The following is an 11,102-nucleotide window of genomic DNA, read 5'->3' on the forward strand; positions in this document are numbered from 1 at the left end:
GCCAAGGAGATCACCGGCCCCTACGGCGCCCTCGTCAAGCGGTTCAGCACGAAGCTGTTCGGCCGCGTCCCCGAGTCGCTCGGCGTGATGTGGCACCACCAGCCCCTGCTGCGGGCCACGATGGGCCTGGGCCAGAAGATCCAGAAGGCGCACGAGTGCGACGAGGGCCTCAAGTCCTTCGCGCACATGGCCGTCGCCGCCATGCTCGGCTGCTCGTGGTGCCTCGACTTCAACTACTTCATGGCCTACAACCAGGGCCTCGACGTCGACAAGGCCCGCGAGATCCCGAGGTGGCGCGAGTCCGACGTGTTCTCGCCGCTCGAGCGCTCGGTCATGGAGTACGCGGAGGCGATGAGCCAGACGCCGCCCGAGCCGTCCGAGGAGCTCGTCGCGCACCTGCTTCGCGAGCTCGGCCCGGCGGGGCTCGTCGAGCTGACCACGGTGATCGGGTTCGCCAACCTCACGACCCGCTCGAACATCGCGCTCGGCATCGAGTCGGAGGGCTTCGCCACATCGTGCGGCCTGGCCCCGATGGCGCAGGCCGTGTCGAAATGACGGTTCGGTGATCGACGTGAGGGCATGACGACGATCACCGAGCCCCAGACCACCACCACGGCCACCACCACGGCCAGCACCTCCGCCAGCACGCCGACGCGCCGCCAGTGGCTCGCCCTCGGCGTGCTGGCGCTGACCGCCCTGCTGCTGTCGCTCGACGTCAGCGTCCTCTACCTCGCGTTGCCGGAGCTGTCCGCCGACCTGCACGCGAGCACGACGCAACAGCTGTGGATGCTCGACATCTACAGCTTCGTCCTGGCCGGCTTCCTCGTGACGATGGGTGCGGTCGGCGACCGCATCGGCCGCAAGCGGCTGCTGCTCGTGGGCGCGGTCGCCTTCGGCGTCGCGAGCGCCTGCGCGGCCTACGCGAGCAGCCCCGGCCAGCTCATCGTCTGGCGGGCGGTCCTCGGGATCGCGGGCGCGACCCTGATGCCCTCGACGATGGGCCTGGTCCGGACGATCTTCCACGACGAGAAGCAGATGATGACGGCCATCGGCGTCTGGTACTCGTGCTTCATGGGCGGCATGGCTGTCGGCCCGCTCGTCGGCGGTGTCCTGCTCCAGCACTTCTGGTGGGGTTCGGCGTTCCTACTCGGGGTGCCGTTCATGGTGCTGCTCGTCCTCGTCGGCCGACGCGTCCTGCCCGAGTCCGAGCGTCACGCCGGCGCCCGCGTCGACGTGCTCAGCTCGGTCCTGTCGCTCGCGACGATCCTGCCGGTCATCCACGGCTTCAAGGAGATCGCCCGCGGCGGCAGCGTCTCGCTCGCCGCGACGACGATCACCGCGGGCCTGGCCATGGGCGTCCTGTTCGTCCGTCGCCAGCGCCGGATCGCCAACCCGCTCGTCGACCTCGCGCTCTTCCGCAGCCGGGCGTTCTCGGTGGCGCTGGCCGTCATGCTCGTCGGCGGCGTCGTCATGGCCGGGGTGTCGTTCCTCGGTTCGCAGTGGCTCCAGCTCGTCGCCGGCCTGTCGCCGCTCGGCGCCGGCCTGTGGATGCTGCCGGCCAACCTCGCGCTGCTCGTCGGCTCGTCGACCTCGGCCCGCGTGGCCCGGCGCCTCGGCACCGCGCGCAGCATGGCGTACGGGTTGCTCGTGTGCGCGGCCGGCCTCGCCCTGTACACGCAGGTCGGTGCCGCTGGGGGGCTCGGGCTGCTCGTCTTCGGGATGTGCCTCGCGTCGTTCGGGATCATGCTGCCCTCGACGCTGACGATGGGCGTGATGATGCAGTCCGCACCGCCGGAGCGGGCCGGCTCGGTGGCCTCGATGTCGGAGACGTCGGGCGAGTTCGGGATCGCCATCGGGGTGGCCGGCCTCGGCTCCCTCGCGACGTTCGTCTACCGCGACGAGCTCGCCCCGTACGCCGCGGGGCACGCGTCGGGCGCCACGGCGTCGGCGCTCGACTCCCTCGCCGGGGCCGTCCAGGCGGCGTCGACGCTGCCCGCGGACGCCGCCCGCGAGCTCGTCACCGCCGCACAGACCGCCTTCACGACGAGCCTCAACGTCGTGGCCGGCGTCGGCGCCGCCCTCTTCGTCGTCTGCGCGTGGTGCGCCCTGCGGGTGCTCCGCTCGGCGTGACCTGCCGTCCACCCTCTCGACAGGTGGCGGTCACGGGCCCATGGCACGATGGGCGCCCGTGACCGCCCTCCTGCGCACCCTCGGCGTCGAGCTCATGGCCCGGCTGGGCCGTCGCCTGCCCTCCCCGCTGGCCCGGACGCTGAGCGCGGCGATCCTCGTCGGCGCGAACCTCCTGCCGCTCTGGGCCGTGCTCGAGGGGCGCCTCGGGATGGGCGACGTGCTGCTCGTGTACTGGTTCGAGACCGTCGTCGTCTGGTTCACGACGACGGTGAGGCTGCTGACCTCGACGCGTCGGCGCCACCCCTCGCCCGTCGGCCGCCAGCCGGGACCCGCGGGCCGGCCCCGTTTTCCGCGCGGGCCGCGGCTCGCCGGCCTCGAACGGTGGCTCGCCGCCAAGACGTGGGTCAGCGGCGACCCGGCCGACGCGGTCACCTTCGCCCTGCGCTTCGGGGTCCTCACCGTGGTCCACGGCGTGGTCGCGGTGGTCCTCGCCGTCCTGGCGGGCCTGCGGGGCGGTCCGCTCGACTGGGTGGCCACCTCGGGGGTGATCCTGCTCAGCCACCTCCTGTCCGTCGGGCTCAACTGGTTCGGCCGGCGCGAGCGAGCCTTCGCCGACCCTGCCCGCGTCGGGGCGGTCCCGTACCCGCGGACGGCTCTCCTGCAGGTCACGGTCCTCGCCGGCCTGCTCCTCCTCGGAGGACCGGACGGGCCGACCGCCCGCGACGCGGGGGCGGTCGCCCTGCTCGTCGGGTGCAAGACCGGCCTCGACCTCGTCCTGCACCTGCTCGAGCACGTCGCCCTCGCCCGGCGGTCGGGCGTCGCGGCTGGGGCACGGGTGACGCCCCCGGCGAAGGAGCACGCGTCCACGCGGTGAGGCCGGGTCGCATCCCGACCACCGGCTTGCATAAGTCAGCCTTATGGAGGTCATAATGCAGGCATGAGTTCCTCGCGCTTCCCCGCGGTCGTCGACGACGTGACGGTGCGGCTCGTGGCCGCCGTCGTCCTCGTCGTCGGCGCCGTCGCGCTGTCGACGCAGCAGTGGTGGCTCTACGCCGTCCTCGCCGTCGACTTCACGCTGCGGGCAGCGCTCGGACCGCAGGCCAGCCCGGCAGCGCAGCTCGTCCGGCGGTGGATCCGACCCGCCGTCCGGGCGGCCAAGCAGCCGACGGCCGGCACGCCGAAGCGGTTCGCGGCGAGCATCGGCGCCGTCATGACGCTCGCCGCGACCGCGCTCTGGCTCCTCGGGGCGGCGACCGGGTCCTCGGGGCCACACGTCGGGCTCGTCGCGATCGGCGCGGTCATGGTCGTCTTCCCGTTCCTCGAGTCGGTCTTCGGCATCTGTGTCGGCTGCATCCTCTTCTCCGGGCTCATGCGCGTCGGCCTCGTGCCGGAGGAGATCTGCCTCGAGTGCGCGGACATCACCAAGCGCCGCGAGCGTCTGCTCGCCGAGCGGGAGTCAGCCGGCTGACGCGCGCAGCTTCTCGAGCAGCGGGCCCGCCGCGTCGGACAGGAACTCCTCCTGCGCGTCGCCGCCGACCTGGACGAGCGCGATGTCGGTGAACCCCGCCTCCCAGTAGGGGCTGACGGCCTCGACGATGCGGTCGAGGTCGGGACCGCACGGGATCGACGCGGCGACGTCCTCGGGGCGCACGAACTGGGTGGCGCCGCGGAAGCCCGCCGGCGTCGGCAGGTCGCTGTTGACCGACCAGCCGCCGCCGAACCACCGGAACTGCCGGTGCGCCCGCTCGACCGCGGTCCGCTCGTCGGGGTCCCAGCAGACCGGGACCTGGCCGACCGCGCGGGCACCGTCGCCGATGCGGGGCGCGCCCTCGGTCCCGTTCCACGTCGAGATGGTCTCCGCGTCCGGCTGCACCGCGACGAGGTGGTCGGCGTGCGGGGCGAGCCGCGCGATGGACCGGTCGCCGCTGACGGCGACCGCGATCGGCACGCCGCCGTCCGGGCAGTCCCAGATGCGGGCGGAGTCGACGTCGAAGTACTCGCCGTGGTGCGTGACGAGCTCGCCGGTGTGCAGCTCGCGGATGATGCCGATCGCCTCGGCCAGCATGTCCTGGCGCGTCACGACGCCGGGCCATCCCTCGCCGACGACGTGCTCGTTGAGGCTCTCGCCGCTGCCGAGGCCGAGCGTGAACCGCCCGTCGGCCAGCAGCTGGAGGGTCGCGGCCTTCTGGGCCACGACGGCGGGGTGGTACCGGATCGTCGGGCACGTCACGTAGGTCATGAGCCCGACCCGCTCGGTGGCGTGGGCGACGGCGCCGAGCACCGACCACGCGTACGGCGCGTGGCCCTGCTCGGTGAGCCACGGCGAGTAGTGGTCGCTGCACACCTCGAAGTCGAAGCCGGCCTGCTCGGCAGCCACCGCCCAGCGCACGAGGTCCTTGGGGCCGCTCTGCTCGGTCATGAGGGTGTATCCGAAGGTGGTCACGGGCGCGTCGTGCCCCTCGCACCGAGCGCCACACCGTCGGCCCGACGTCGAGCCGGTGCGGTGTCCGAGGTCGCGTCAGGCGCGCGCGTGCCGCAGCAGGAAGGTGCGGATGGCCTCGCGCGGCCGTTCACGCAGCTCGGCGCCGTGCGTGAACGCGGCCACGTCGTAGTCGAGCTCGGCGAGGCGGTGGGCGGTCTGCTGCGTCATCCGGAAGTCGGTGCAGAAGGCCTTGATCGGCCACCGGAGCCCGCGCACGTTGAAGATCGCGTCCCCCGTGACGAGGACGCCGGTCGGCTCGTGCAGCAGGGAGACGTGGCCGGGTGAGTGACCGGGCGTGTGCACGACGCGCAGGCCCCCGGCGATCGGCAGCACCTCGCCGTCGTGCATCTCGTGCTCGACCGCGACCGGTGTGAAGTCGCGGCCGGGGCGCGAGAAGCGTTGGAAGAGGCGGCCGAGCAGGAAGCGGGGGTCGCGGGGCGGCGAGGACCCGTCTGCCGCGAACCGGGCATCCTCGGTGTGGACGGTGAAGCCGCGTCCGGTCGCCTCGGCGACGTGCGCCGCGCCACCGGCGTGGTCCGGGTGCGCGTGGGTCAGCAGCAGGCGCGTCACGTCGGAGGGGCCGGACCCGATCGCCCCGAGGGCGGCGACCACCTTGGGCCCGCTGCTCCGGACGCCCATGTCGACGAGCGTCACCTGGCCGTCCTCGTCGCGGAACGCGAAGCCGTTGACGAGGTCGCGCAGCAGGGGGATGCGCCACACGCCCGGCGCGAGGGGGACGACGAGGTCCTGGGTCATGCGGCGAGCGTAGTGGGGGCGGGCGGCCCCGGCCGGTTCAGACGAAGCATTCCTCGCCCGGGCGCAGGACCCGCAGCCAGCGTCCGGAGTAGCCCTCGACCGGGAGCTCGACGCGTCCGTCCGCAGGGAGTGGGACGTCGGCGTCGTTCGCGAGGACGTCGCGCAGGACGGCGTCCGGTGGCGGGTCGTCGACGGTGAGGGTGACGACGCAGGAGTCGGGGCCGAGGTTGTGCACGGCCAGCATCCGCCAGTCGTCGCGGTGGCAGACGTGGGCGAGCACCGCCGCCTGGTCGTGGTCGAGCACCTCGACCGTCGACCACCCGAGCTGCGGCATCTGCCGGTACGTGCGCACGAGCCGGCGCACGAAGGACCACAGCGAGCCGGGGTCCTTGCGCTGCTCGACGGCGTTGACGTGCTCGGGTCCGTAGAGCCCGTCCGGCAGCGGGCGGGCGAGGCGACGAGCCGGCGCGCTCGAGAACCCCCCGTTCGGCTGGGTGGACCACTGCATCGGCGTGCGCACCGAGAGCCGTCCGGGGACGGCGAGGTTCTCGCCCATGCCGATCTCCTCGCCGTAGAAGAGCACCGGCGTGCCGGGCAGGGAGAACATCAGCGAGTAGACGAGCCGGATGCGACGCTGGTCGCCGCCGAGCATCGTGGGCAGCCGGCGCCGCAGCCCACGGCCGTAGAGCTGCATCTCCTCGTCGGCCCCGAAGGCCTCGAACACCTCCTGACGCTCTTCGTCGGACAGCTTGTCGAGCGTCAGCTCGTCGTGGTTGCGGACGAAGTTGGCCCACTGGCTGGTCTCGTCCAGGGTGGGACGCTCTCGCAGGGCCGAGGCGAGCGGGCCGGCCTCACCCCGGGCGAGGGACAGGTAGAGCCGTTGCATGCCGTTGAAGTCGAACTGCATCGTCAGCCCGTCGCCGTCGGGCCCGCCGAAGAAGGTGACCTGCTGCTCGTAGGGCAGGTTGACCTCGCCGAGCAGGACGGCGGCGCCCTTGCGGCGCTGGACGAACGCGCGGACGTCACCGAGGTAGCGGTCGGGGTCGAAGGCGTCGTCGTCCTCGACACCGGGCACGCCGTCGCGAGCGAAGAGGAAGGGGACGGCGTCCACGCGGAAGCCGTCCACGCCGAGCTGCAGCCAGAACCCGAGCGTCTTCGAGATCTCCTCCTGCACAGCCGGGTTCGCGACGTTGAGGTCGGGCTGAGTGCGGTAGAAGTGGTGCAGGTACCACTCGCCGGTGCGCTCGTCGAGCTCCCAGATGCTGTCCTCGGCGTCCGGGAAGACGACCTCCTTCCTCGTCGACGGCGGTTTCTTCGAGGACCAGACGTAGTAGTCGCGGTACGGGGCGTCCGTGCTGCGCCGGGCCTGCTTGAACCAGGGATGCTGGTCGCTCGTGTGGTTCATGACGAAGTCGACGATGACGCGGATGCCGGCGGCGTTGGCCGTGCGGACGAGCTCGACGAAGTCGCCGTGGTCGCCCAGGTGCGGGTCGACCCCGAAGAAGTCGGTGATGTCGTAGCCGTCGTCGCGACCCGCCGTCGGGTAGAGCGGCATGAGCCAGAGGCAGGTGATGCCGAGGTCGGCGAGGTACTCGATGCGGTCGGTCATGCCGCGCAGGTCGCCCTGTCCGTCGCCGTCCGAGTCGTTGAACGTCTGGACGTCGGCGCAGTACACGACCGCGCTCTTCCACCACAGGTCGCCGGTCTGGCTCAGCTTCATGCGCTCCTCCTCACGGGGCTCCCCGACCTACAGGCACGTACCCCACCACCGGGTACGCGCCAACGGCGGCTGGGTACGAGCGACAGGTCCCGCACGACCCGTCCCGACCCCAGGAGGTTCCCGTGTCCAAGAAGGTCGCCTTTCTCGTCGCGAGCGAGGGCATCGAGCAGGTCGAGCTCACCGAGCCGTGGAAGGCGGTGACCGACGCCGGCCACGAGGCGGTCGTCGTCAGCCCCGAGGCCGGCACGGTCCAGATGTTCAACCACCTCGACAAGGCCGACACGAGGGACGTCGACGTCACGGTGGCCGACGCGTCGGTCGACGACTACGACGCGCTCGTGCTGCCCGGCGGCGTCGCCAACCCGGACAGCCTGCGGACCCAGCCGGAGGCGGTCGCCTTCGCCCGGGACTTCATCGCGTCGGGCAAGCCGGTCGCCGCGATCTGCCACGCCCCGTGGACCCTCGTGGAGGCCGGCGTGCTGTCCGGGCGGCGGCTCACCTCGTGGCCGAGCCTGCAGACGGACATCCGCAACGCCGGCGGCGACTGGGTGGACGAGTCGCTCGTCATCGACGGCAACCTCATCACCAGTCGCAAGCCCGACGACCTGCCCGACTTCTGCGGCGCCGTCGTCGAGGTGCTCGAGCACGGGGCGGCCGCCAACCCCGCCTGACCCGCTGACGGCGGGGTGACCCCGGACCGCGAGCGAAGGCGGCGCCGGGAGTGGTGTGATGGACGCGTGAAGATGCCGAAGCACACGGACGAGGCCAAGGCGCACTTCCGCGGCCTCGTGACCGAGGGTCCCGGCGTCGAGGTCAAGCCGATGTTCGGCAGCCTCGGTGCCTTCGTCAACGGCAACATGTACGCCGGGCTCTTCGGGGAGGACGTCGGCGTCAAGCCCGGCCCGGATGCGCTCGCCGAGCTCGAGGCGATGGACGGCACGGGCCCGTTCGGACCCGACGAGCGACCGATGAAGGGCTGGCGCTCCCTGCCCGCGGCGATGCCCGACGACGAGAAGTCGGCCTGGCTCGAGCGGGCGCGGGACCACGTGGCGACCCTGCCGCCCAAGGCGAGGAAGGCCTAGGCAGCCGGCTGGCGTCGCGGATGACGACCACCATCCGGTCGCCGGCCGAAGGGCGCGCACGCGACCGCTGACCCGGACGTGGTCGTGGTCGTCATCTCGAACCGCCGCCCGTCGCGTTCCCCCGTAGGGTCGGCCCATGGCGCGCACGAGGCTGACCGTGAGCGGGACCCCGGTGGGTGACGTCGGCCTCGCCGTCGTCACCCCGGCCGGCACCCGCCGCGGCGACCCGCTGCCGCTGCTCGTCGCCCACGACGGCCCCGAGTACTCGCGCCGGGCGCACCTGCTGTCGGCCCTGCGCCGCGCGACCGACGCGGGACGCATCGGCCCGCACCGCGTCGTGCTCCTCGAGCCGGGCCCGCGCGACGAGCGCTACGCGGCCAACCCGGGGTGGGCCGACGCGCTCGTCGGCTGCGTGCTCCCACGCGTCGTGGCGGGATGGGTGACGCCGAAGGCTCCGGTGCTCATGGGGGCCAGCCTCGGCGCCCTGGCGTCGCTGCAGGCCGAGTGGCGCCACCCCGGCACCTTCGCAGCCCTGTTCCTGCAGTCCGGCTCGTTCTTCCGCAAGCGGCTCGACGGCGAGGAGGCCTTCGTCCACTGGGACCGCGTCACCTCCTTCGTCGCGTCCGTGGGCCGGGCGCGACGGCGGCGCACCGGCGCGCGGATCGTCCTGACCTGTGGCACCGAGGAGGGCAACCTCGCCAACAACCGCCTCATGGCACGGACGCTGGAGCGAACCGGCCACGACGTGACGCTGGCCGAGGTGCCGGGCCGGCACGACTGGCGCCACTGGGAGGCCGCCTTCGACCCGTTCCTGTTGACACTGCTGCAAGGATCGGGAGCACCCGGCCCGTCGAGAGGGAGAGGCAGATGACGCAGACCCGCAACCACCTGATCGGACTGCTGCTGGGAGCCGAGGAGGACTGGCCCGCAGCGTTCGAGGCTCTCCTCGAGCGGGTCGGCCCGATCACGACGGCCGACGGCGTCACCCACCAGCTGACGAGCGAGCGCCTCACCATCGAGCCGTTCGACCTGCGCCAGCCGGTGCGCACCGAGCTCGTCATCGACCGGCTCGCGCACTGGTACTACCACCCGCGCGAGTGGCTCAAGAAGGCCGCCCTCGTCGACGGCACCTACCTGCTCAACAGCCCGTTCACGTTCCAGTCGATGGAGAAGCACAGCGCCTACTGCGCCCTGATGCGCTTGGGGCTCAAGGTTCCCGAGACCTGGCTCGTGCCGTACAAGAATCCCGTCGACAACGTCCGGTGGGCCTACACGAGTGCCAAGTACAACCGGCCCTTCGACCTCAAGAAGATCGCCAACCGGCTCGGCTACCCGATGTACATGAAGCCGTTCGACGGCGGCGGCTGGCGCGGCGTCTCGCGGATCGACGACGAGGCCGGCCTCGTCAAGGCCTACGACGACTCGGGCGAGATGCTCATGCACCTGCAGGCCACGGTCGAGTACGACCACTTCGCGCGGGCGCTGTCCATCGGTCCCGAGACGATGGTCATGGACTTCCGGCCCGAGCAGCCGATGCACAACCGGTACGCCGTGTCCTACGACTTCCTCACGCCCTCGGCCGGCCGGCAGGCGGCCGCGATCAGCCGGATCGTCAACGCGATGTTCGGGTGGGAGTTCAACTCCGCCGAGATGCTCGTCAAGGGCGACGACGTCTACCCGATCGACTACGCGAACGCCTGCCCCGACGTGGCCGTCACGTCGCTGCACTACTACTTCCCGTGGGCCATCAAGGCGCTCGTGCGCTGGTCGGCGTACTGCCTCGTCACCGGACGCCGCGGCCGCGTCGACCTCGAGATGCACCGCTACTTCGACGTGGCCGACCGCGACGACCTGTCCGACGAGGACAAGCTCGACGCCTACCTCGCCCTCGCCGACGAGTACTTCGAGACCGACGCGTACTGGGCCTGGTGCGACGAGCACCTGTCGCACCTGGATGCCGCCGTCCTCGACTGGGTGCAGTCCGACGCGTTCGACTCGCTCCTGCGGGCGACGGTCGTCACGACCTACCCGGCCCATGAGCGCGACCAGTTCATGGCCCACTTCGGTGGGCTGGTCTCGATGTGGGTGCGCGACGAGAAGGCCCGCCTCAGCGCTGCCTGACGCCGGTCCCGGGACTGGCCGCCGGCCCTAGGACTGGCCGCCGATGCCGACGACGAGGTTGATCGTCGAGGCGATGACGATCGTGCCGTAGAGGTAGGCCAGGAGCGTGTGCCCGAGGACGACGCGTCGCACCTGCGAGGAGCGCACCGCGGTGTCCGAGACCTGGTAGGCCATGCCGAGGTTGAAGGAGAAGTAGGCGAAGTCGCTGAACGCCGGGTCGGCGTCCATGTTGAAGTCGATGGGCGGGCGGCCGCCCTCGGGGCTCGCGTAGTAGAGGCGCGCGTAGCGCAGCACGTAGACGGTGTGCACGCACAGCCAGCCGACGCCGACGGCGAGCACCCCGAGGACGCCGTCGACGACGAGCTCGGACCCGCGCGCCTTCGTCGCGATGAGCAGGACGGCGACCCCGAAAAGGCTGGCGAGCCCGACGACGATGACGACCACGTCGTACCAGGCGGCGTCGCCGTCGCGGCCGGCCACCTTCTCGCGCGTCGAAGGAGCATCGTGGCCGAGCACGTGCGTGAGCAGTGGCACGGCGAAGACGAGTCCGGCGACGACGAACCCCTCGAGCAGGTGGACGAGCAGCCCGCGGGACGGGCCGAGGGGCACGAGCCCCGCGAGGACCCCGACGAGGACACCGACGGTGGCCGCGACGAGGAGGCGTCGGCGGATGGTGGGCACGTCGTGGAGGCTACTCGCGGGGGCTGGGGCCGTGATGCCCGAAACGCGCGCGCGGGTATGACTGCTCCTAGTCGAGCGAGAGGCCGCCGTCCTGCCAGCCGAGTCCGAGGAGTCGTCCATGTCCGACCAG

General features: G+C 72.0%; 12 protein-coding genes. 8 read left to right on the top strand and 4 right to left on the bottom strand.

The window, feature by feature from the left end; all coding sequences use genetic code 11:
• The 4 genes from ACPYOM_RS17360 to ACPYOM_RS17375 form a co-directional block, all read left to right on the top strand.
• A partial coding sequence (locus ACPYOM_RS17360; RefSeq protein WP_481346929.1) for a carboxymuconolactone decarboxylase family protein occupies positions 1–555 on the top strand: 555 nt, incomplete at its 5' end.
• A 24-nt stretch (positions 556–579) separates the two neighbouring features.
• Positions 580–2,130, top strand: a complete 1,551-nt coding sequence (locus ACPYOM_RS17365; protein ID WP_481346930.1) for an MFS transporter — start codon at positions 580–582, stop codon at positions 2,128–2,130.
• Positions 2,131–2,188: 58 nt separating this feature from the next.
• A complete protein-coding gene (locus tag ACPYOM_RS17370; protein ID WP_481346931.1) occupies positions 2,189–3,004 on the top strand; it encodes a DUF6498-containing protein in 816 nt (271 codons plus the stop codon).
• A gap of 63 nt (positions 3,005–3,067) precedes the next feature.
• Complete coding sequence (locus ACPYOM_RS17375; RefSeq protein ID WP_481338948.1) at positions 3,068–3,598, top strand: DUF4395 domain-containing protein; 531 nt, start codon at positions 3,068–3,070, stop codon at positions 3,596–3,598.
• Here the strand turns inward: ACPYOM_RS17375 and ACPYOM_RS17380 are convergent.
• The 3 genes from ACPYOM_RS17380 to ACPYOM_RS17390 form a co-directional block, all read right to left on the bottom strand.
• Positions 3,587–4,573 (bottom strand): LLM class F420-dependent oxidoreductase, encoded by a 987-nt coding sequence (locus ACPYOM_RS17380; RefSeq protein WP_481338946.1) that lies wholly within the window; start codon positions 4,571–4,573, stop codon positions 3,587–3,589. The genes ACPYOM_RS17375 and ACPYOM_RS17380 overlap by 12 nt on opposite strands.
• A 75-nt stretch (positions 4,574–4,648) precedes the next feature.
• On the bottom strand, positions 4,649–5,368 hold the full coding sequence (locus ACPYOM_RS17385) for an MBL fold metallo-hydrolase (protein WP_481346932.1): 720 nt from the start codon (positions 5,366–5,368) through the stop codon (positions 4,649–4,651).
• A gap of 37 nt (positions 5,369–5,405) precedes the next feature.
• A complete protein-coding gene (locus tag ACPYOM_RS17390) occupies positions 5,406–7,088 on the bottom strand; it encodes an alpha-amylase family protein (RefSeq protein ID WP_481346933.1) in 1,683 nt (560 codons plus the stop codon).
• A gap of 122 nt (positions 7,089–7,210) precedes the next feature.
• Between ACPYOM_RS17390 and ACPYOM_RS17395 the strand changes: the two genes are divergently transcribed.
• From ACPYOM_RS17395 to ACPYOM_RS17410, 4 genes are all read left to right on the top strand, one after another.
• Complete coding sequence (locus tag ACPYOM_RS17395; RefSeq protein WP_481338940.1) at positions 7,211–7,759, top strand: type 1 glutamine amidotransferase domain-containing protein; 549 nt, start codon at positions 7,211–7,213, stop codon at positions 7,757–7,759.
• Positions 7,760–7,831: 72 nt separating this feature from the next.
• Positions 7,832–8,170, top strand: coding sequence for a TfoX/Sxy family protein (locus tag ACPYOM_RS17400; RefSeq protein ID WP_481338938.1), 339 nt, complete (start codon positions 7,832–7,834; stop codon positions 8,168–8,170).
• Between the two features lie 136 nt (positions 8,171–8,306).
• Complete coding sequence (locus ACPYOM_RS17405; RefSeq protein ID WP_481346934.1) at positions 8,307–9,041, top strand: alpha/beta hydrolase; 735 nt, start codon at positions 8,307–8,309, stop codon at positions 9,039–9,041.
• Positions 9,038–10,291, top strand: a complete 1,254-nt coding sequence (locus tag ACPYOM_RS17410) for an ATP-grasp domain-containing protein (protein WP_481346935.1) — start codon at positions 9,038–9,040, stop codon at positions 10,289–10,291. The genes ACPYOM_RS17405 and ACPYOM_RS17410 overlap by 4 nt, the downstream gene beginning before the upstream one ends.
• Positions 10,292–10,318: 27 nt before the next feature.
• Here the strand turns inward: ACPYOM_RS17410 and ACPYOM_RS17415 are convergent, their stop codons facing one another.
• Positions 10,319–10,972 (bottom strand): DUF1345 domain-containing protein, encoded by a 654-nt coding sequence (locus tag ACPYOM_RS17415; RefSeq protein WP_481338934.1) that lies wholly within the window; start codon positions 10,970–10,972, stop codon positions 10,319–10,321.
• Between the last annotated feature and the right edge of the window lie 130 nt (positions 10,973–11,102).

This window comes from Monashia sp. HAY1-2A, from assembly GCF_056755315.1.

Bases quoted from the DNA above. Each gene is read 5' to 3' on its own strand.
- ACPYOM_RS17365 (WP_481346930.1), top strand. From the start codon at position 580: ATGACGACGATCACCGAGCCCCAGACCACCACCACGGCCACCACCACG.
- ACPYOM_RS17375 (WP_481338948.1), top strand. From the start codon at position 3,068: ATGAGTTCCTCGCGCTTCCCCGCGGTCGTCGACGACGTGACGGTGCGG.
- ACPYOM_RS17385 (WP_481346932.1), bottom strand. From the start codon at position 5,368: ATGACCCAGGACCTCGTCGTCCCCCTCGCGCCGGGCGTGTGGCGCATC.
- ACPYOM_RS17390 (WP_481346933.1), bottom strand. From the start codon at position 7,088: ATGAAGCTGAGCCAGACCGGCGACCTGTGGTGGAAGAGCGCGGTCGTG.
- ACPYOM_RS17400 (WP_481338938.1), top strand. From the start codon at position 7,832: ATGCCGAAGCACACGGACGAGGCCAAGGCGCACTTCCGCGGCCTCGTG.
- ACPYOM_RS17405 (WP_481346934.1), top strand. From the start codon at position 8,307: ATGGCGCGCACGAGGCTGACCGTGAGCGGGACCCCGGTGGGTGACGTC.
- ACPYOM_RS17410 (WP_481346935.1), top strand. From the start codon at position 9,038: ATGACGCAGACCCGCAACCACCTGATCGGACTGCTGCTGGGAGCCGAG.